Origin of the sequence: Bradyrhizobium canariense, from assembly GCF_018130465.1 — a bacterium.
Lineage (GTDB): Bacteria > Pseudomonadota > Alphaproteobacteria > Rhizobiales > Xanthobacteraceae > Bradyrhizobium > Bradyrhizobium canariense_C.
Window position 1 is genome coordinate 24,787 of the sequence record NZ_JAFCKJ010000013.1, and the last position, 19,314, is coordinate 44,100.

The following is a 19,314-nucleotide window of genomic DNA, read 5'->3' on the forward strand; positions in this document are numbered from 1 at the left end:
TGGTAAAGAGCCGCGTGAATTCCTGAAACTCAAATCTCCTTAGCGAACGAGCGAAACGTTCGAGCTGGTGATAGCGACCGGCTTGCCGGCCTTCATGACGCGAGCGGTCTGGGTCATGCCTTCGTCTGAACTCGTGCGCGCCGTGATGCCGAGACCCGCCACCATGATGCCGGCAACGAGCGCGACAACCACGATCTTGAGGTGGGTCGAGCGATCTGCGCTGTAAATCGAGTGGTTCATGGAAGGCTCCTGCCGCCATCTACCCGAAGTAGTCGCCTGCTTGTTCGGGCAGGTTCATGCTTCCGGTGCCCAACAACCTAGTATTGGGGGGATTCGTTCCCAAGAGGCGATCACAAGAGCGTGACGGGTCGTGAAAAGCCGCGATCAAAAACGGCCCTTGATCGTGCAATTTTGCAATTATTTCAAAGCGGTAATGTAGTTGTCAGGCGCCTTCCCGGCCGTTGGTCGACAAGACGCCAAAAACTGAAAAACCATTTGCCTGTGGCCAAAAAACACACGGCTTCTTAAGGCAAATCAGATGCTTCCGACCGTTTTCAATCGCGCCCTGGGGTGGATTTCAGCCTGCGACAGCACGGTCGTCTGGGCCCGGAACCGCTCGACCAGGGAACGCACGAAGGGACGAATTGCCGCAGAGGTGACCAACACCGGGGCCTCGCCTTCGCGCGCGGCGCGCTCGAAGGCCTCGCGCACGCCGGTCATGAACTCCGACAGCTTCGAGGGTTGCATCGCGAGGCTGCGCTCCTCGCCCTGGCCGATAATGGATTCGGCGAAGGCTTGTTCCCAACGGGCCGACAGCGCGATCAGCGGCAGATAGCCGTTGTAGGAGGTGTTTTGCGCACAGATCTGCCGCGCCAGGCGGGCGCGGACGTGCTCGACCATGGTGGCGGGGTTGCGCGAGAAGGCGAGCGAGTCGGCGATGCCTTCGAGGATGGTCGAGAGGTCGCGGATCGAGATGCGCTCGGCGAGCAGCAGCTGCAGCACGCGCTGGATGCCGGAGACCGTGACCTGTCCCGGCACGATGTCCTTGACCAGCTCGCCCTGCTCCTTCGGCAGCTCCTTGAGCAGCTTCTGCACCTCGCCATAGGAGAGCAGGTCCGACATGTTGGCCTTGAGCAGCTCGGTGAGGTGGGTCGAGAGCACGGTCGCGGCGTCGACGACGGTGTAGCCCTTGAGCGAAGCCTCCTCCTTGAGGCTGGCATCGACCCAGGTCGCGGGCAGGCCGAAGGTCGGCTCGGTGGTGTGGATGCCGGGCACCTGCACCTGGCTGCCGCCGGGATCCATGACCATGAACTGGTTCGGCCAGATCTTGCCGGTGCCGGCGTCGACCTCCTTGATCTTGATGATGTAGGTGTTGGCTTCGAGCTGGACGTTGTCGAGGATTCGCACCGCGGGCATCACAAAGCCCATCTCGATCGCGAGCGAGCGGCGCAGCGCCTTGATCTGCTCGGTGAGACGATCGGTGCCGTCGGGGCCGTTGACCAGCGGCAGCAAGGCATAGCCGAGCTCGATCTTGAGGTCGTCGATCTTCAACGCCGAGGAGATTGGCTCCTCGGCCGCAGCGGAGCCCGGTGCGCCCGGCGTTCCCGGCGCAGGTGCGGTCTTTGCAACTTCGTCGGCTCTGGCGGTCGCCCGGTTGCGGTTGCGGGCGTGCCAGGCGAGGGCGCCGGCGCCGGAGCCGAGCGCCAGGAAGGGAAGGGTCGGGATGCCCGGCAGGGCCGCCAGCACCAGCATGACCGCCGCGGACATCGCGAGCGCCTGCGGATATCCGGAGAACTGCTTCATCAGCGCCTTGTCGGCGGCGCCTGAGACGCCGGCCTTGGAGACGAGCAGGCCGGCCGCGGTCGAGACGATCAGCGCCGGCACCTGGGTGACGAGACCGTCACCGACCGTCAGCAGCGTGTAGCTGCGACCGGCGTCGGCAAAGGACAGGCCCTGCTGCGCCACGCCGATGATCATGCCGCCGACGACGTTGATGAAGACGATCAGAAGGCCGGCAATGGCGTCGCCGCGGACGAATTTGGAGGCACCGTCCATGGCGCCAAAGAAGCCGCTCTCGTCCTCCAAATCCTTGCGCCGCTGCTTGGCGACCTTCTCGTCGATCAGTCCGGCGGAGAGGTCGGCGTCGATCGCCATCTGTTTTCCGGGCATGGCGTCGAGGTGGAAGCGCGCCGCGACTTCGGCGATACGGCCCGAACCCTTGGTGATGACGACGAAGTTGACGATGATCAGGATGGCAAAGACGATAATACCGATGACGAAATTGCCGCCCATCACGAAGCTGCCGAAGGCTTCGATGACGTGACCGGCGGCATCCGTGCCCTCGTGCCCGTGCGACAGGATCAGGCGGGTCGAGGCCATGTTGAGCGACAGCCGCAGCATGGTCGAGATCAGCAGGACGGTCGGGAAAGCGGAGAATTCCAGCGGCGCCTGAATGAACAGCGACGTCATCAGGATCAGGATCGAGAGCGTGATCGAAATCGCCAGGAACAGGTCCAGCACGATCGCGGGCAGGGGAAGGATCAGCACCACCAGGATGGTGAGGACGCCGAGAGCCAGCGCGATATCGCCGCGCTTGAGGATGTTGCCGACCTCGGCAAGGGTGGGGAAGCCGGCGTTCGTGCCGCCTACGCCCTGTCCCGCGGTGACGTCGACCATGGTAGCTGCCTCTCCGCGGGACTGCCGTCCGCGCGCCCCAAACGTCTGCGCTGCGGCCGAAGGGCCGCCGTTCCGAAAGTGAGGCACGGCACTTGCGTCCACGGGAGCTCCCGTTCTACGCGGCTGACGACACTCGACTTCACCCGGCAATTCTTGCCGGGTGTATGGTTAGCAAAGGGTTAACGGAGGGTGCGGCATGGGGGCGGACCGGGGTATTTCGGGGCCCGGACATTCCGGGGCGCCCGAAGGGCGAGCCCGGAATCCATAGTGCGGCGGAGTTGGCGGATGAATGGATTCCGGGCTCGCGCTGCGCGCGCCCCGGAATGACCAGGATGACCCTACTTCGCCTTCTCCATCCGGGTCACCGTATAGCCCGAAGCCGCCTCCTCGGCTTCGAAAGTCACCTTGTCGCCGACCTTCACCTGCCTGAGCACGGCCGGGTCCTTGACGCGGTAGACCATGGTCATGGGTCCATCCATGCCGAGGTTCTTCGCGGGCCCGTGCTTGAGCGTGATCTTGCCGGCGCCCTCGTCGATCTTCTTGACCTCGCCGCTGATCGCGGCGCCCTGGGCCGCCAGGGCACCTGTGGCAAGGCCTGCGGTCAACGCCAGCGCTGCGGCGATGCGGATGATGCGGTTGATGCGGTTCATGGGAGCCTCCCTTGTTACTTCACGGTGACGTGGCCGACCATGCCGTAGTCGCGGTGGTCGGGAATCAGGCAGGAAAATTCGAACGTGCCGGCCTTGCTGAACTTCCAGAGGATCTCGGCCGTCTTGCTCGGCGCGAGCCGCACCCCGTTGGGATCGTCGTGCTCCATGTGCGGATGCTTCTTCATCTCCACCGCATGTGCGAGATTCTCCTTGGTGGTGGCGAGCAGGAATTCATGGTCCTCCTTGCCGACGTTGCGCAGCACGAAGCGGATCTGCTCGCCGCGTTTGACCTCGATCCTGGCGGGCGCGTAGTCCATCTCGTTCAGCAGGACCTCGATCGTGCGCGCGGGCTTTTTGGGGTCGCCGGGCTCGCCGGCCGAAAAGGTGCCGTGCCCGTGCTGGTCGTGGGCAAAGGCCGGCGCGGTCAAAAGCGCGGCCAGCGCGAGACCGAGCTTGATCGTCTTCTTCATTGGTATCTCCAGTTGGTGGTGGTTCATCGAAACGCTCACATCTTCATCTTGTGCATCGGCGTCCCTTGTTGCCGCGCCGGCTCCGGGGTCGGCGGCGTGACCTCGTAGGCGACGGTGCCTTTCGGGAATTGGTAGGGGCCGGGATCGCGATAATCGTCGCGCGCGAGGCCGTCGCGGATCTTCATCACCGTGAACATGCCGCCCATCTCGATCGGACCGAACTGACCGGTGCCGGTCATCATCGGCAGCGTGTTGTCGGGCGCCGGCATCTCCATGTTGCCCATCGCCATGCCGGTCGATCCCATGGCCATGCTGTCAGGCGCGAGCTTGCCGACCGCCTTGGCGAGATCCTTGCGCGACACGCCGATCAGGTTGCGCATGTCGTGTCCCATCGCATTCATGGTGTGATGCGACTTGTGGCAGTGGAACGCCCAGTCGCCGGGATTGTCGGCGAGCACGTCGAACACCCGCACCGCGCCGACCGGGACGTCCGTCGTCGTTTCCGGATATTGCGCACTCTCCGGAATCCAGCCGCCGTCGGTGCAGGTCACCGCAAAGCTGTGGCCGTGCAAATGGATCGGATGGTTGGTCATGCTGAGATTGCCGATGCGCACGCGCACCTTGTCGCCGAGCCTGACCGGCAGCGGATCGATGCCGGGAAACACGCGCGCATTCCACGTCCACATGTTGAAGTCGGTCATCTCGTTGACCTTCGGCAAATAAGTGCCGGGATCGACGCGATAGGTGCTCATGACGAAGACAAAGTCGCGGTCGACCGGGCGAAAGTTCGGGTCGCGCGGATGCACGACGACCATGCCCATCATGCCCATCGCCATCTGCACCATCTCGTCGGAATGCGGGTGGTACATGAAGGTCCCGCTCTTCCTCATCTCGAACTCGTAGACGAAGGTTTTTCCCGGCTGGATGTGCGGCTGGGTCAGTCCGCCGACGCCGTCCATGCCGCTGGGAATGATCATGCCGTGCCAGTGCACGGTGGTGTATTCGGGCAGTCTGTTGGTCACGAAGATACGGACCTTGTCGCCCTCGACGGCCTCGATCGTCGGGCCCGGCGACTGGCCGTTATAGCCCCACAAATTCACCTGCATGCCCTCGGCGAATTCGCGCACCACGGGCTCGGCGACGAGATGGAATTCCTTCCAGTCGCCGTTCATCCGGAACGGCAGCGACCAACCGTTCAGCGTGACCACGGGTCGATAGTCCGGACCACTGATGGGGTGCAGTGGCGGCTGCATCACCACCTTGTCCATGTGCGGGGCTTCCGGAATCGAGGCGGCCTGCGCCCGGCCGCTGACGACGGATGCGCTGGCTAGCGCGGCAGTGCCCAAGAATCCTCGGCGGGAAAACATGTTGGCCTCCATGTCAGTGACCGCCATCGGCAGGCGCTGCCGCGGCGATGGTGGTTGAACTGTCGCCGTCGGGAGCAGGCGCGCCGCCGCCGTTGACGGTGGTCTGCAAGTCGGACTGGGCGAGGAAGAATCTTTGCCTGGCATCGATCGCGCCGCGCAGCGAAGCCAGACGCTGCCGCGCCTCGGTGAGCAGCGCGAAGATATCGACCTGCATGCTGGAGAAGCGGAGCTGCATCTCCTCGGTGATGATTTTTCGCAAGGGGACGATCTCGCGCTGATAGTGGCTGGCGATGTCGTAGCTGGAGCGATAGACCCGATAAGCATCGCGCGCCTCGGAGCGTACATTCACGGCGCGCTCGGTCAGCCGATTGAAGGCAAGGTTGTAGGTCTCCGCCGCCTGCCGCACCCGCACCTCGCCGCCGTCGAAGATCGGGATCTGGAACTGCACGTCGAAGCCGCGCTCGCGGAACGGCGCGCCTTCCGGATCCCGGGTGCGGCGGGAGATGCCGGCGAGATCGAGCAGCGTCACGAAGCGCGTCGCCTCGGTGAGGTTCAGCGACTTCGCGAGCGCCGTCAGCTCGAGCCGCGCGATCTGAAGGTCGATGCGATGGGCGACTGCGTCGGCTTCAATTGACGGCAAAGCCTGCGGCCGGCGCGGCAGCGGCGGCAGTTGACCGGGCAGGCGGAAGTCGAGGCCGCCGTCCCACAGTCCCATCAGGCGCGCTAGCTTTTCGCGCGCGCTCGTTGCCGTCTGCCGCGCGGCTGCGAGGTCGGCGGTGGTTTCGGCGTAAAACACCTGTTCACGGGCCTGGTCGAGTTTGTTGATCGAGCCGGTTTCGCCGAGCTTGACTGCGAGCTGTGCGGTCGATTCCGCCGTCGCCTTCGCGTCCGTCAGCAACGCCACCATCTCGTTGCCGGCAACGGCGCGCCAATAAACGCGGCGGACATCGGCGGCAAGCCGCAACGTCGCCAGGGCCGCGCGCAATTGCGCCTGGCGAAAACGGTCGCGGGCGATCTCCGAGCGGAACGGCAGTGTGGCGAGCGCGAGGATGTCGCCGACAACCTGACGCTCGATTTCGCTGGCGCCGTTGCCCGAGATCCGCGAGACCGAGAACACGGGATTGGGCGGCAGGCTCTGCTCGACGAGATCGGTCTCGGCCAGCGCCAGCTCGTTATAGACGGCTTGAAGCCCCTTGTTGTTGAGCAGTGCGATCTGCACGGCGGTCTCGGGGTTGAGTGTTCGCGAGAGCAGTTGGCGAACGCGCGCATCGACCGCACCGGCTCCCTCGGCCGTTCGCACGAAGGCGACATCCTTGTTGATGGTCTGGCTCGTCAGCTCCGAGACGGCATTCATGCCGCTGTCGGGCGAGAATGCGGCACAGCCGCCAAGTCCGGGCGCGCCAAGGCCGAGCGCAGCAAGAGCGTAAAGGCGTCGCGCGAGACGGTGTGTCATGGCGCGCTCCTACCGGTCTTGCTTGGGCTGCGGCGCGACGTTCTCGTTGCGCTCGCGCCATGGTGCCGGCGTCGCAGGCCGCAGGCTGGTGTACGGCGCAATCGTCGAACGATAGCCGGCGCGCGCGACCTTGGCCGCGGGATCGGCAGGATCAGCGCCGGCGACTTGTGTCGTTGCCGGCGAGCAGCCGGACAACGCGAGTGCCGTCGCGGCCAGCAGCGGCCAATTGAATCGAAAGTGTCGTCCCCGCGCCGCGGATGCAGCGGCGGACTTCGCCCCGGAAAGCGTAAGCATGAGTCATCCCTGATCTGTCTGGAGACCACAGGCTCGCGCGCGCAGATGCGCGCTCGGCCTGACGTCGTCGCGCGTCAGATCAGACGATGGGAGGGCGGTAGAGCAGGGGCGGCGCCGCGCTGTGCAGGCTGGCCACGATCTCGGGCGAGCAGGCGGAAACCGGCTGAAGCGGCTTTGCGACGCTGGGCAGGTCGGCCGGCAGTGCGCTCACACACATCATCGCGCAGCACGGTCCTGGCGTCCCCTTGCCGTCGTGATGATGTGGGGCGGGCGCGTCCTGCGCGGCGGTCTGGTGATGCGTATGCGTCCCCGCGTGGTGATGCGCGGAGTCACCATGCGTATGGTTCGTCTGCATCTGATGATGCGCCGGCACGATGTTGGCGAGCACGACGTCGTCGCCAAGGCATGGCGCCGGATTTTGACCCCAGGCGAGGCTTGCTGCCGGCGCGAGCACGCAGAACAGATAGGCAAGGGCAATGAAGCGCCCCACCCTGATCCGCATCGATCGTGTCAATCGCAGCAACATTCCGCCGACATGCTCTCCGCGCGGCAATGTTGCACACGCTGATTTGCAAAATAATGGCAAAACGCGCGTTCGCCAAGCTCCTTCTTACCGCAGTGCACCGTGCATGCCCAATATCGCGCCACAATGGTTGACCCTGTGGCGATCCGCGGGCCATGGTCCCGCCCGTGCACGCGCCAAATCAATCAGGACAAACACCTGAGACATTCAGCCCTGATTCTCGTCAGGCCTGGATGCGCCTCGCCATTGCGCTTCTGATCGGCTCGATCGGCGGCGTCGGCATGTGGGCGATCGTCGTCATGATTCCCGCGGTGCAGGCCGAATTCTCCGCCACGCGCGGCGCGGTGTCGCTGGCTTTCACCCTGATGATGTTCGGCTTCGGGCTTGGCGGCGTCATCGCCGGCAGGATCACCGACCGGTTCGGCATCGTGGCGGCGATGGCGATCAGCATCGCCTTCCTCGGCGTCGCCAATGTGCTGGCGGGTCTGTCGACCCAGCTCTGGCAGTTCGTGGCGGCGTATTTCCTGATCGGGCTCGGCACCTCAGCGACCTTCGCGCCGCTGATGGCGGAGGCCTCGCACTGGTTCGAGCGTTATCGCGGCCTAGCCGTGACCATCGTCGCCAGCGGCAATTACGTCGCCGGCACGATGTGGCCGCCGATTGTGAATTGGGGCATGCAGACGAGCGGCTGGCGCTTCACTCATATCGGCATCGGCCTTGTCTGCGTGAGCCTGATGACGATCCTGGTGCTGGTCCTGCGCGGGCAGATGGGCAACGACAAGGTCCGCAATCATGCCAATGCGCCGCCGCCGCGGGTCGATCTCAAGCTGTCCACCAACACGCTGACGGTGCTGCTCTCGATCGCGAGCATCTCCTGCTGCGTGGCGATGGCAATGCCGCAGGTGCACATCGTCGCCTATTGCGGCGATCTCGGTTTCGGTGTCGCGCGCGGCGCCGAGATGTTGTCGCTGATGATGGCCTGCGGCATCGTCAGCCGTATCGGCTCGGGCTATCTCGCCGACAAGATCGGGGGCATCCCCACACTGCTGATCGGAGCGGTCGCCCAAGGATTTGCGCTCGTATTCTACCTGTTCTTCGACAGCCTTACCTCGCTCTATCTGATTTCCGCGATGTTCGGCCTGTTCCAGGGCGGCATCGTGCCGAGCTATGCCATCATCGTGCGCGAGGCGATGCCGGCGAGCGAAGCCGCAACCCGCGTCGGCATCGTGATCTTCGCGTCCGTGTTCGGCATGTCCTTCGGCGGCTGGGTCTCGGGCGTCATCTTCGACGCCACCGGCTCCTACGCGGCTGCGTTCGCCAACGGCGTGGCGTGGAACGCGCTCAATATCGGCATCGTGCTGACGTTGCTGATTCGGTCGCGGATGAACGCGACGAAGGCGGGACCGAGTTTCGCAACCTAGGCCTCTCGTCCGACCTTCAATAGCGAGCAGCCCGTGATCTTGAAACTGCCGTCCGGCTGCTGTTCGAGCGTGTAGAGCGCTTCCCAGGCCTCGCCATTGGCATCGACGATGTGAACGCGCTGGGAAATCCAGCTGCCTTCGCTCTTACTGTCGCCGAACTCAAAGCTCTTGTGCCGGTAGACTGGCGCGTAGCCGTTTTGCACCATGGACATGAAGATGTCGGGCGCGGGGAATATCTCCCTGATCGCCGGCGCGGCGTAGGAATAGGCCGTCGCCGCATCGTCGCGGACGAAGGCCTGTTCCTGGGCGCGGATGACGCCCTGTGCCGTCGCGACATCGTCGGCGCGTGCGGAGACGCCACCCAGCAGCGCGAATATCAGGACAAGGAGCACACGCATGGCAAAACCTCGCTTGGTCATCCCGGTCCAGCAAGGATATCGCCACGCAGATGTTCGGGCAAACAGCCTAATGTGACAGTGGATCGAGGAAAGGCGTGTCGACCGCGCTGACATAGAAGATCACGACCCTGGTCTCGCCGGTTGTCCGATTGTAGCCGGTCATCGCCACGTTCGGCGGTTCCACCATTGCCTCGCCGGCCTTAATCGTCAGCGGCGGCTTGCCCTCGAGTTCGAGTGTGAAGGCGCCTTCCAGCACGTAGACGGTCACCGGGAAGCGGTGGGTATGATGGACCGTCTTGTCGCCCGGCTTGAACGACGCGGTCATCACCCGCACGGACTGCTTCTCGTCCTTCGGCGAGCCTTCAACCAGTTGTTGAAGCACCAGATTCGGTTTGGCGATACCCTGTGTCCCATGGTCCTGCGCGGTGGCTGCGGCCGACCATCCCAGAACGATTGCGGCGGCGAGAGTGAAATGGGGGCGCATCCAAAGTCTCCATTGAAAAGTCGCTGAAGACGTCAGCCTAGGTGCCGTCGTTCAGGCCCGGCAGCCGCAACATTGCGGCCGGCGGCCGCAGAAGTGCATAATCGCTCGATGTTCGACTGGAACGACCTCAAATACTTCCTGGCGGTCGCGCGGCATGGCAGCACCATTGCCGCCGGCAAGGCGCTCGGCCTCAGCCAGTCGACCGTGCACCGTCGGCTCGAGGAGCTGGAGCGGCGGCTCGGCCGCGCGCTGGTGACGCGTCAGCCGAGCGGCTACCGCCTCACCGAGTTCGGTCACATCATGCTGCCTTATGCCGAACGGGTCGAAGCCACCATCGACGACTTCCAGCGTCGGACGGCTGACGCCGAGCAAGACATGAAGGGCGTGATCCGCGTCACCTGTCCCGAGCCGATTGTCGCCCGGCTCATCCAATCCGGCCTCATCGGCGACTTTCACGCGCTGCATCCTTCGCTGCGGGTCGAATTCGTGATGAGCGACGGCTATCTCGACCTGTCGAAGGGCGAGGTCGATATCGCTTTTCGCTCGGGCGATACCGACGACGAGCTGGTCGGGCGCAAGATCGCCGAGTCGATCTGGGCGGTCTACGCCAGCCGCGACTATCTTCACCGGCACGGCAGCCCGGATCGTGTCGAGGACCTCGCGCCTCATTTGCTGGTCGGGCTGGACGAATCCCTTGCCAAGCATCGCGCTGTCAAATGGCTGAAGGAGGTCGCGCCCAATGCCCAGATGGCTGCGCGCGTCAACAGCGTGCTCGGCCTCGTTTCCGCGATCAAGTCCGGCGTCGGCATCGGTCCGCTTCCCGTCGCGCTCGGCGATGCCGAAGCCGATCTCGTGCGCGTCCTTGGCCCGATTCCGGAATTGACGCGAAGCTGGCGCATCCTGACGCATCCCGATCTCCGACGCGTGCCGCGGATCGCCGCCTTCTTCGACTTCATCGTGCATCATCGCGAGGCACTGAGGCCGATCCTGACAGGGTGACGCTAGCGCTTCCGCTTTGCAGCCGGCTTCGCGGGCTTGGCGGCCGCACGGACCTTGGCTTTCACGACAGGCTGCACCCGCAAACCGTCGACGAACACGTCGAGCATCCGCAGCACCGAGGATTGCCAGCCGGGTTGGTCGTGCATGTAGCACATGCCGAAGAACGCCCGCAGCAAGTCCTCGGGACTGACGTCCGCGCGCATCGCGCCGGCCGCGGCTGCGCGATCGAGCAGCGAGCCGATCGCCTTGGTCAGGCGCTCAAAGGAAAAGGCATGCAGCTCCGACCCGCTCTGCACCGCGAGTGCCAAGGCTGCCACCATGCCCTTCTTGGTGGCAACGAATTCGACCCCCGAGCACAGCCAGCGCCTGAGCGCGTCGACCGGATCCTTCGCATTCTTCAACTGCTCGGCGAACTCGCTGAGCTGCTCGACCTCGCGCCGGTACACCGCCTCGAACAAATCCTCGCGCGTCGGGAAATGCCGATAGAGCGTGCCGATGCCGACGCCGGCGCGTTTCGCGACGGCTTCCAGGCTCGCCTCCGGTCCACCCGCGTTGAATACGGCCTTGGCCGCCTCGAGCACGCGCTCGCGATTGCGCACGGCATCGGCGCGGGGCTTCCGGGTCTGGTCGGTGTGCTCGTCCATGCCGGCAATGTAGATCACGAATTGGTTAGATTGAACCCTTGCGGGGCTGCACCGCGTTGATGCGCACGGGCTTTTGACGAATTCCAAATATTTTTCGGCGGCTCTTGTTAAGCGGAGGCTCCCTCCGTATCTTCGCTGGTGCCGGCTCGGACCCACGTCCGGACGGCGCGATATCGACGGCGGCCACGGCGGTGGCGCGCTGCGCGATCACTCATGTCCATATCTGATCGGAGCCTTGTATGAACCACTCCATCAGCCTCACCGTGAACGGTGCGCGGCGCGAATTCGTCCTCGAAGATCCGCGCGTCACGCTGCTCGATCTCCTGCGTGAGCGCCTTCATCTGACCGGAACCAAGAAAGGATGCGACCGCGGCCAATGCGGCGCCTGCACCATTCTCGTCGACGGCAAGCGCATCAACTCCTGCCTCGCGCTGGCCATCAGTCATGACGGCGCCGACATTCTCACCATCGAGGGTGTGGCGCGCGGCGACCAGCTTCACCCCGTGCAGGCCGCCTTCATCGCCCACGACGGATTTCAGTGCGGCTTCTGCACGCCCGGTCAGATCATGAGCGCCATCGGCATGATGAGCGAGGCGCAGGCCGGCAACGATCCCGAGCGCGTCCGTGAATGCATGAGCGGCAATCTCTGCCGTTGCGGCGCCTATGCCGGCATCGTCGATGCCGTGCTCGACGCGCAGGCCGGCATGGACGAATCCAATCAGAGGCGCTCCGCATGAAGCAATTTGATTATGTCAGGCCGGCTACGGTCGCCGAGGCCGTCGCGGCCGCGGCCCAGCCGGGCGCCGTCTATCTCGCCGCCGGCACCAATCTGCTCGATCTGATGAAGGGCGGCGTCAGCCGTCCGGATCGTCTGGTCGACGTCACGCATCTCGACGGGCTCGATCGGATCGAGCGCCTCGCCGACGGTGGTGTGCGTATCGGCGTACTGGTGAGCAACGCCGATCTTGCGCATGACGCCGACTTTGCAAAGTCCTACCCGGCCGTCGCCGAAGCGCTGCTCTCCGGCGCATCAGCGCAACTGCGCAATGCCGCGACCGTCGGCGGCAATCTGCTGCAACGGACGCGCTGTGCGTATTTCTACGACACGGCCAGTCGCTGCAACAAGCGCGAGGCCGGCAGCGGCTGCGACGCGCGCGATGGCGAGAACCGCACCCACGCCGTGCTCGGCTGGAGCGAAAACTGCATCGCCACGCATCCGTCCGACTTCTGCGTACCGCTGGTCGCGCTTGACGCAATCGTCGAGATCGAGGGCAGGAACGGGCGGCGCGAGATCGCGCTCGACGAACTGCATCGCCTGCCCGGCGATACGCCGGAGCGTGAAACCGCATTCGAGCCCGGCGACCTCGTCGTCGCGGTGCGTCTGCCGGCCGCTGCGCGCGGCTTTGCCGCGCGTGCGCGCTATCTCAAGGTCCGCGATAGAACGTCCTACGCGTTTGCGGTCGTCTCGGCTGCCGCTGCGCTGCGGATCGAGAACGGCAAGATCGCGGAGGCGCGGCTTGCGCTCGGCGGTGTCGCCGCAAAGCCATGGCGCGCCCGCGCCGCGGAGGACGTGCTCAGGAACGTCGCGCCCACGGTGGACGCTTTCCAGGAAGCCGCCCGGCGCGCGCTCGCCGACGCAAAACCGTCCGGCGACAACGCCTTCAAGATCGAGCTCGCGCGCCGCATCGTCGTGCGCGCGCTGAGCCTCGCCGTCGCCGGTACGCCCGCGCGCATCCCCGCGCTGCCGGCCTCTCCCTTTGCCTCGACGTCCGGAGCCATTCATGCCTGAGCTCAATCTTACCAGCGCGCCCGCTCATCTGCGCCACGGCTCGAACATCGGCCAGCCGCTGACCCGCCGCGACGGGGTCCTCAAGGTCAAAGGGCAGGCGACCTACGCCGCCGACAATCATCCGCCCGGCATGCTGTTTGCGGTGATGGCCGTCGCCAGCATTTCGCGCGGCCATGTGACCTCGCTCGATGTCGCTGCCGCCAGGCGCCATCCCGGCGTGGTCGACGTCATGACATCAGACCACAAGCCACGGCTCGCCATCGACCCCGAGATCAAGACCAATCCGTTCGTGTTCCGGATGGAGGTGTTGCAGAGCAATGAGGTTCGCTACGCCAACCAGCCCATTGCCGTCGTGATCGCCGAGACGCTGGAGGCGGCGACGGAAGGCGCGGCGCTGCTGGCGCCGCGCTACGAGACGCTGCCCGCGCTTGTCGGCCTCGACGCCGGTGACAGCTTCGTGCCGCCGGTCGTCGGCGTCGGCAACCCGACGGAAAATCACCGCGGCGATGTCGAGGCGGGCCTTGCCTCGGCCGAGAAGCGGATCGATGCGGTTTACGAGACGCCGCCGCAATATCACAACGCGATGGAGCCGCATGCGATCGTCGCTGCCTGGGACGGCGACAATCTGTCGGTCGACATGCCGACCCAGGGGCTGATGCTGTCGCTGGCGCGCATCGCCGAATTGTTCGGCATCGCGCACGACAAGATCCACATCCGCAGCCCCTTCCTCGGCGGCGGGTTCGGCTCGAAGGGGCTGATGGCCGGCCCTCCGGTCCTCGGCATCATGGCGGCAAAGCTCGTCGGCAGACCGGTCAAGCTGGTGCTGCGCCGCGAGCAGATGTACGGCCCGGTCGGTCACCGCGCGCCGACGCGGCAGCGGCTGCGTATCGGCACCGACGGCGACGGGCGCCTGACCGCGCTCGATCACCATGCGAGGACCGTGTCGAGCACGTTCGACGATTTCTACGAGCCCGCCGCCGATGCCTCGCACACGCTCTATGCGGCGCCTGCGATCCGCACCTCGCATGATGCCGTGCGCGTCAGCACCGGCACGCCGCTGTTCATGCGCGCGCCCGGCGAGGCGACCGGATCGATCGCTCTGGAGAGCGCGATCGACGAGATGGCCTGGGCCTGCGGCATCGATCCGCTTGCGTTCCGCCTGAAGAACTATGCCGAGGTCGAGCCGATCACAGGAAAGCCGTTCTCCTCCAAGGCGTTGCGTGCCTGTTACGAGCAAGGCGCGGCGCGTTTCGGCTGGGCGAAGCGACCGCTCCAGCCGCGGCAGATGCGCGACGATGCCGGCCTGCTTGTCGGCTGGGGCATGGGCACCGCGACGTTCCCCGCGCTGATGTTCCAGGCCGAAGCGCGTGCCGTGCTTCGGCGCGACGGTTCCGGTGCCATGGAAATCGGCGCGCATGATATGGGGCAGGGTGCCTGGACGGCGCTTGCGCAGATTGCGGCCGACGAACTCGGGCTTGATATCGACCGCGTCGAGTTCAAGGCGGGTTCATCCGACCTGCCCGATGCCGGCATTGCCGGCGGCTCGGCCCACACGGCAACCGCGGGTGCTGCGATCCACAGCGCAGGTGCGGCCGTGATTGCAAAACTCGCCGATCTCGCCACCAGCGATGAGCGGTCGCCGCTGTTCGGTGCCGGCAATGCCGGCGTGATCGCGCGCGATGGCAGGTTGATCCGGCGTGACGATGAAAGCCGCGGCGAAAGCTACGCCGAGATTCTCGCGCGCGCCGGCGTTGCCGAGGTCGAAGCGCGCGGCACCGGCGCGCCCAATCCGGCGGCGATGGAGGAGTATGCGATGCACGCCCATGGCGCGGTGTTCGCGGAGGTGAAGGTCGATCCCGAGCTCGGCCAGGTCCGCGTCACCCGCATGGTCGGCGCCTTCGCGGCGGGACGCATCGTCAATCCGCGCATGGTGCAGAGCCAGCTGTTCGGTGGCATGATCTGGGGCCTATCCTTCGCGTTGCACGAGGAAGCCATCACCGACCGCCGCACCGGAAGGATCATGAACGCCAATCTCGGCGAGTACCATATCCCCGTGAATGCCGACGTCCCGCCGCTCGACGTGATCACGGTCGAGGAGCACGATCCGCACGTCAACGCGCTCGGCATCAAGGGTGTCGGCGAGATCGGCGTCACCGGCAGCGCAGGCGCGGTCGCCAACGCGGTCTGGCATGCGACCGGCGTGCGTGTGCGTCGGTTCCCGATCCGGATCGAGGAATTGCTGACGCAGCCTTGATGCAGCCGCGGGCGAGGCCTTCTCGCTCCGCCGCGTGCTAATGCAGCTTCTTGCGAAGAGCCTTGAGCGCTTCTCGCTGCGACTCGATGTAGTTCGCGATGGCCTTGCGCAGCTCCTCCGAATGGAGCTTGTCGCTATCGCGCTGCACTTCATCGAGTGCGGCTTCTGCATTGGCGAGCGTGATCTTCATCTGCGAGCCCTGTTACGAAGCGGCCCCGGAGTGCCTAGGAGTCCGGGGCCGTAACCTCAACACCTTGCGCGAGGCTGCTCGGCTACGGTTCGTAATATATAGCGGTTCGGCTCGCTGAAATTGAGATGGCTCAAGCTCCGTAAGATACCGGGCAGGCCGTAAGGTTCCGGGGGATTTTGATGTGCGTCAAAACGTCGGCGGCGTGCAGGCCGAGATCACCTCGCACGGCTTGCCGCCGACGCAACGAAAGCGATGCGGGCGGCGGCTCTCGAAATAATAGGCATCGCCGGGATTGAGGATACGGCGCTCGTCCTCGACGGTGACCTCGAGCTTTCCTGAGATCACGATGCCGCCCTCCTCGCCGTCATGGACCAGGTGAACGCGCCCGGTGTCGCTGCCGGGCTCGTAGCGCTCCTTCAGCATCTGGAGACTGCGACCGAACAGATTGTCGCCTATTTGCCGATAGGAGATCGGCTTCTTGCCGACCTCGGTCAGCTCTTCGGCGCGGTAGAAGATCTTGCGCCGGCTCTCCGGCTCCAGCGCGAAGAATTCGGCGAGCCCCATCGGAATGCCGTCGAGGATGCGCTTGAGCGCCCCCACGGACGGGTTCATCTGGTTGGATTCGATCAGCGAGATCGTCGAATTGGTGACGCCGGCGCGTTTGGCGAGTTCGCGCTGCGACAGCTTCTGGCGCGCCCGGATGAATCGCAGCCGTCCACCGATATCGACGCTCATGTCCCTGTCCCGTGTTGCAGGTGTTGCGGATCGCGCAAATATGGACCGACAGCCCTAGTAAAATCAACGGCTTGCAGGTCATCAGAAAAGGACTTGTTGCGCTTTTGAAGACGTGGCTCTGGTAGCGTGTCAGCAAAGGAGCATGGCCGTGACCCTTCATCAGATTCCGAACACCATCAAGACCGACTCGTTCTGGATGCCGTTCACGGCCAACCGGCAGTTCAAGAAGGCGCCGCGCCTGTTCTCCTCGGCCGAGGGCATGCACTACACCACCGTCGACGGCCGCAAGGTGATCGACGCCTCCGCCGGCCTCTGGTGCGTCAATGCCGGCCACGGCCGCAAGCAGATCGCCGCCGCCGTCGAGCGCCAGCTGATGACGCTGGACTTCGCACCGTCGTTCCAGATGGGCCATCCGCTGGCCTTCGACTTCGCCGAGCGTCTGGCCGAGATCGCGCCGAAGGGCCTCGATCGCATCTTCTTCACCAATTCCGGCTCAGAGTCGGTCGACACCGCGCTGAAGATTGCGCTCGCCTACCACCGCGCCAACGGCCAGGCCAGCCGCACCCGCCTGATCGGCCGCGAGCGCGGCTATCACGGCGTCGGCTTCGGCGGCACCTCGGTCGGCGGCATGGTCGCCAACCGCCGCGCCTTCGCGACCCTGCTGCCGGGCGTCGACCACATCCGCCACACCCATGATCTCACCCGCAACGCCTTCGCCAAGGATCAGCCCGAGCATGGCGCCGAGCTTGCCGACGATCTCGAGCGCCTCGTCGCTCTGCACGGCGCCGAGACCATCGCTGCCGTCATCGTCGAGCCGGTGCCGGGCTCGACCGCGGTGTTGCCGCCGCCGAAGGGCTATCTCCAGCGCCTGCGCGAGATCTGCGACAAGCACGGCATCCTCCTGATCTTCGACGAGGTCATCACCGGGTTCGGCCGCCTCGGCACGCCCTTCGCCGCCAACTTCTTCGGCGTCACGCCGGACCTGATGACGACGGCCAAGGGTATCACCAACGGCACCATTCCCTGCGGCGCCGTGTTTGCGAGCCGCAAGGTTCACGATGGCCTGATGGTCGGCCCGGAGAACGCGATGGAGCTGTTCCACGGCTATACCTATTCGGCCCATCCGGTCGCCTGCGCCGCGGGCATCGCCACGCTCGACATCTACAAGGACGAAGGCCTGCTGACGCGCGGTGCGTCGATCTCCGAATATTGGCGCGATGCGCTGCATTCGCTGAAGGGCCTGCCCAATGTCGTCGACATCCGCAATTGCGGCCTGATGGGCGCGGTCGAGCTGTCGCCGCGTGACGGTACGGTCGGTGCGCGTGGCTACGACGTCATGGTCGACTGCTTCAATCGCGGGCTGTACTTCCGCATGAGCGGCGACTCCTTTGCGCTGTCGCCTCCGCTCATCGTCGAGAAGAGCCACATCGACGATATCGTGTCGATCCTCGGCGACGCCATCAAGCGGGTGGCCTGATAATTGCTCTCGCCGTTGCGGAGTTCCCTCTTGCAGCGGCGAGCGTGATGCCGCGGGAGTTTGACGAAGCGTGAAAGTTCTGATCCTCGGCAGCGGTGTCATCGGTGTCACCTCTGCCTACTACCTCGCGCGTGCCGGCCATGAGGTGACGGTTGTCGACCGTCAGCCCGAACCGGCGCTCGAGACCTCCTTTGCCAATGCCGGCGAAGTGTCGCCCGGCTATTCCTCGCCCTGGGCCGGTCCCGGCGTACCGGTGAAGGCGGTCAAATGGCTGCTGATGAAGCACGGGCCGCTGGTGATCCGGCCGAAGCTCGATCCCGTGATGTGGGTCTGGCTGCTCAAGTTGCTGCGCAATTGCACCAGCGCGCGCTACGCGGTCAACAAGAGCCGGATGATCCCGATCGCGGAATATAGCCGCGATTGCCTGCGCGACCTGCGCCGCGACATCGGCATCCAGTATGACGAGCGCTCGCAGGGCACGCTGCAGCTGTTCCGCTACCAGGCCCAGCTCGACGGCACCGGTGAGGACATCGCCGTGCTCAAGCAATACGGCGTGCCCTTTGAGGTGCTGAGCCGCGAGGGCTGCATCGCGGCCGAGCCGGCGCTGGCGAGCGTGAAGGAGAAGTTCGCCGGTGGACTTCGCTTGCCGCAGGACGAGACCGGCGACTGCCACATGTTCACGCAGGCGCTGGCCAAGCACGCCGAAGCGCTCGGCGTGCGCTTCATGTTCAACACCGGCATCGACCGTATCGTCACCGACGGCGCGCGCGTCAGCGGCGTGGCGACCAGCGCCGGAATGTTGCAGGCAGACGCTTACGTCCTCGCGCTCGGAAGCTGGTCGTCGCGTCTGGTCGCGCCGCTCGGCATCTCGCTGCCGGTCTATCCCGTGAAGGGTTATTCGATCACGGTGCCGATCAAGGACGCTTCCGGCGCGCCGGAATCGACCGTGATGGACGAGAGCTATAAAGTCGCCATTACGCGCCTCGGCAATCGCATTCGCGTCGGTGGCACCGCCGAAATCTCCGGCTTCTCGAGCCAGCTCTATGATGCGCGCCGCGCCACGCTCGATCACTCGCTGACCGATCTGTTCCCGCGCGGCGGCGATCTCTCCAAGGCGACGTTCTGGAGCGGCCTGCGCCCGATGACACCGGACGGCCCGCCCGTGATCGGCCCGACGCAATATGCCAACCTGCATCTCAATACGGGCCACGGCACGCTGGGCTGGACCATGTCGTGCGGCTCCGGCCGCGTGCTCGCCGACATGCTGTCAGGCAAGAAGCCGGACATTGATGTGAGCGCGTTGACGGTGGACCGGTACAATCACCGGTTTGGCTAAGCGGTCTCTCCGCGCGTCCAACTCCATCACCGTCACCCTGAGGCGTGAGCCGCGCGGCGCAACGCGCCGTGCGGCGAGCCTCGAAGGGCGACGGCGCGGCTGCATCGGGGCCGTGCATCCTTCGAGGCTTCCCTTGCGATGCGATCGCATCGCA

General features: G+C 65.2%; 20 protein-coding genes. 7 read left to right on the forward strand and 13 right to left on the reverse strand.

The features are described 5' to 3' along the window. Positions 1 to 39: 39 nt before the first annotated feature. The 8 genes from JQ591_RS27580 to JQ591_RS27615 form a co-directional block, all read right to left on the reverse strand. Complete coding sequence (locus JQ591_RS27580; protein ID WP_211399156.1) at positions 40 to 240, reverse strand: hypothetical protein; 201 nt, start codon at positions 238 to 240, stop codon at positions 40 to 42. A gap of 294 nt (positions 241 to 534) precedes the next feature. Next, the gene (flhA, locus tag JQ591_RS27585) at positions 535 to 2,676 is read right to left on the reverse strand and encodes a flagellar biosynthesis protein FlhA (RefSeq protein ID WP_211399157.1); all 2,142 of its coding nucleotides are present in this window, start codon (positions 2,674 to 2,676) and stop codon (positions 535 to 537) included. 338 nt (positions 2,677 to 3,014) lie between these two features. Then, complete coding sequence (locus tag JQ591_RS27590; protein ID WP_211399300.1) at positions 3,015 to 3,317, reverse strand: copper-binding protein; 303 nt, start codon at positions 3,315 to 3,317, stop codon at positions 3,015 to 3,017. A 23-nt stretch (positions 3,318 to 3,340) separates the two neighbouring features. Beyond that, positions 3,341 to 3,796 carry a cupredoxin domain-containing protein gene (locus JQ591_RS27595; protein ID WP_211399158.1) on the reverse strand — a complete coding sequence of 152 codons (456 nt, stop codon included), beginning with the start codon at positions 3,794 to 3,796 and terminating at the stop codon, positions 3,341 to 3,343. A gap of 35 nt (positions 3,797 to 3,831) precedes the next feature. Further along, positions 3,832 to 5,163 carry a copper oxidase gene (locus JQ591_RS27600; protein ID WP_211399159.1) on the reverse strand — a complete coding sequence of 444 codons (1,332 nt, stop codon included), beginning with the start codon at positions 5,161 to 5,163 and terminating at the stop codon, positions 3,832 to 3,834. 13 nt (positions 5,164 to 5,176) lie between these two features. Next, positions 5,177 to 6,616 carry a TolC family protein gene (locus JQ591_RS27605; RefSeq protein WP_211399160.1) on the reverse strand — a complete coding sequence of 480 codons (1,440 nt, stop codon included), beginning with the start codon at positions 6,614 to 6,616 and terminating at the stop codon, positions 5,177 to 5,179. Positions 6,617 to 6,625: 9 nt separating this feature from the next. Next, the gene (locus JQ591_RS27610; protein WP_211399161.1) at positions 6,626 to 6,910 is read right to left on the reverse strand and encodes a hypothetical protein; all 285 of its coding nucleotides are present in this window, start codon (positions 6,908 to 6,910) and stop codon (positions 6,626 to 6,628) included. 79 nt (positions 6,911 to 6,989) lie between these two features. Then, entirely contained in the window at positions 6,990 to 7,436 is a 447-nt protein-coding gene (locus tag JQ591_RS27615; RefSeq protein WP_211399162.1) for a hypothetical protein, read from the reverse strand. Between the two features lie 152 nt (positions 7,437 to 7,588). On the opposite strand from JQ591_RS27615, the gene JQ591_RS27620 reads away from it, so the two are divergent. Next, positions 7,589 to 8,854: an MFS transporter gene (locus tag JQ591_RS27620; RefSeq protein WP_211399163.1), complete on the forward strand. Its 1,266-nt coding sequence runs from the start codon at positions 7,589 to 7,591 to the stop codon at positions 8,852 to 8,854. Here the strand turns inward: JQ591_RS27620 and JQ591_RS27625 are convergent. Both JQ591_RS27625 and JQ591_RS27630 read right to left on the reverse strand, forming a co-directional pair. Further along, positions 8,851 to 9,252 carry a DUF4864 domain-containing protein gene (locus tag JQ591_RS27625; RefSeq protein ID WP_211399164.1) on the reverse strand — a complete coding sequence of 134 codons (402 nt, stop codon included), beginning with the start codon at positions 9,250 to 9,252 and terminating at the stop codon, positions 8,851 to 8,853. The two genes, JQ591_RS27620 and JQ591_RS27625, sit on opposite strands and share 4 nt — an antisense overlap. A 67-nt stretch (positions 9,253 to 9,319) precedes the next feature. Further along, positions 9,320 to 9,736 (reverse strand): cupin domain-containing protein, encoded by a 417-nt coding sequence (locus JQ591_RS27630; RefSeq protein WP_211399165.1) that lies wholly within the window; start codon positions 9,734 to 9,736, stop codon positions 9,320 to 9,322. 108 nt (positions 9,737 to 9,844) lie between these two features. On the opposite strand from JQ591_RS27630, the gene JQ591_RS27635 reads away from it, so the two are divergent. Further along, positions 9,845 to 10,735: a LysR family transcriptional regulator gene (locus JQ591_RS27635; protein ID WP_211399166.1), complete on the forward strand. Its 891-nt coding sequence runs from the start codon at positions 9,845 to 9,847 to the stop codon at positions 10,733 to 10,735. A gap of 2 nt (positions 10,736 to 10,737) precedes the next feature. On the opposite strand, the gene JQ591_RS27640 is transcribed toward JQ591_RS27635, so the two are convergent. Next, the gene (locus JQ591_RS27640; protein WP_211399301.1) at positions 10,738 to 11,379 is read right to left on the reverse strand and encodes a TetR/AcrR family transcriptional regulator; all 642 of its coding nucleotides are present in this window, start codon (positions 11,377 to 11,379) and stop codon (positions 10,738 to 10,740) included. Positions 11,380 to 11,618: 239 nt separating this feature from the next. Here JQ591_RS27640 and JQ591_RS27645 point away from each other — a divergent pair, with 239 nt between their 5' ends. The 3 genes from JQ591_RS27645 to JQ591_RS27655 are packed head-to-tail and all read left to right on the forward strand — an operon-like array spanning position 11,619 to position 15,422. Then, a complete protein-coding gene (locus JQ591_RS27645) occupies positions 11,619 to 12,116 on the forward strand; it encodes a (2Fe-2S)-binding protein (protein WP_211399167.1) in 498 nt (165 codons plus the stop codon). Further along, positions 12,113 to 13,168: an FAD binding domain-containing protein gene (locus tag JQ591_RS27650; RefSeq protein ID WP_211399168.1), complete on the forward strand. Its 1,056-nt coding sequence runs from the start codon at positions 12,113 to 12,115 to the stop codon at positions 13,166 to 13,168. The genes JQ591_RS27645 and JQ591_RS27650 overlap by 4 nt, the downstream gene beginning before the upstream one ends. Then, positions 13,161 to 15,422: a xanthine dehydrogenase family protein molybdopterin-binding subunit gene (locus tag JQ591_RS27655; RefSeq protein WP_211399169.1), complete on the forward strand. Its 2,262-nt coding sequence runs from the start codon at positions 13,161 to 13,163 to the stop codon at positions 15,420 to 15,422. Before JQ591_RS27650 ends, JQ591_RS27655 begins: the two co-directional genes overlap by 8 nt. A gap of 37 nt (positions 15,423 to 15,459) precedes the next feature. Here the strand turns inward: JQ591_RS27655 and JQ591_RS27660 are convergent, their stop codons facing one another. Together JQ591_RS27660 and JQ591_RS27665 are read right to left on the reverse strand one after the other, a co-directional pair. Continuing rightward, the gene (locus JQ591_RS27660) at positions 15,460 to 15,612 is read right to left on the reverse strand and encodes a hypothetical protein (RefSeq protein WP_167552259.1); all 153 of its coding nucleotides are present in this window, start codon (positions 15,610 to 15,612) and stop codon (positions 15,460 to 15,462) included. A 186-nt stretch (positions 15,613 to 15,798) separates the two neighbouring features. Then, a complete protein-coding gene (locus tag JQ591_RS27665; protein ID WP_211399170.1) occupies positions 15,799 to 16,347 on the reverse strand; it encodes a cupin domain-containing protein in 549 nt (182 codons plus the stop codon). 142 nt (positions 16,348 to 16,489) lie between these two features. On the opposite strand from JQ591_RS27665, the gene JQ591_RS27670 reads away from it, so the two are divergent. Both JQ591_RS27670 and JQ591_RS27675 read left to right on the forward strand, forming a co-directional pair. Then, complete coding sequence (locus tag JQ591_RS27670) at positions 16,490 to 17,824, forward strand: aspartate aminotransferase family protein (RefSeq protein WP_211399171.1); 1,335 nt, start codon at positions 16,490 to 16,492, stop codon at positions 17,822 to 17,824. 70 nt (positions 17,825 to 17,894) lie between these two features. After that, positions 17,895 to 19,160, forward strand: coding sequence for a D-amino acid dehydrogenase (locus tag JQ591_RS27675; protein ID WP_211399172.1), 1,266 nt, complete (start codon positions 17,895 to 17,897; stop codon positions 19,158 to 19,160). Positions 19,161 to 19,314: the final 154 nt, after the last annotated feature.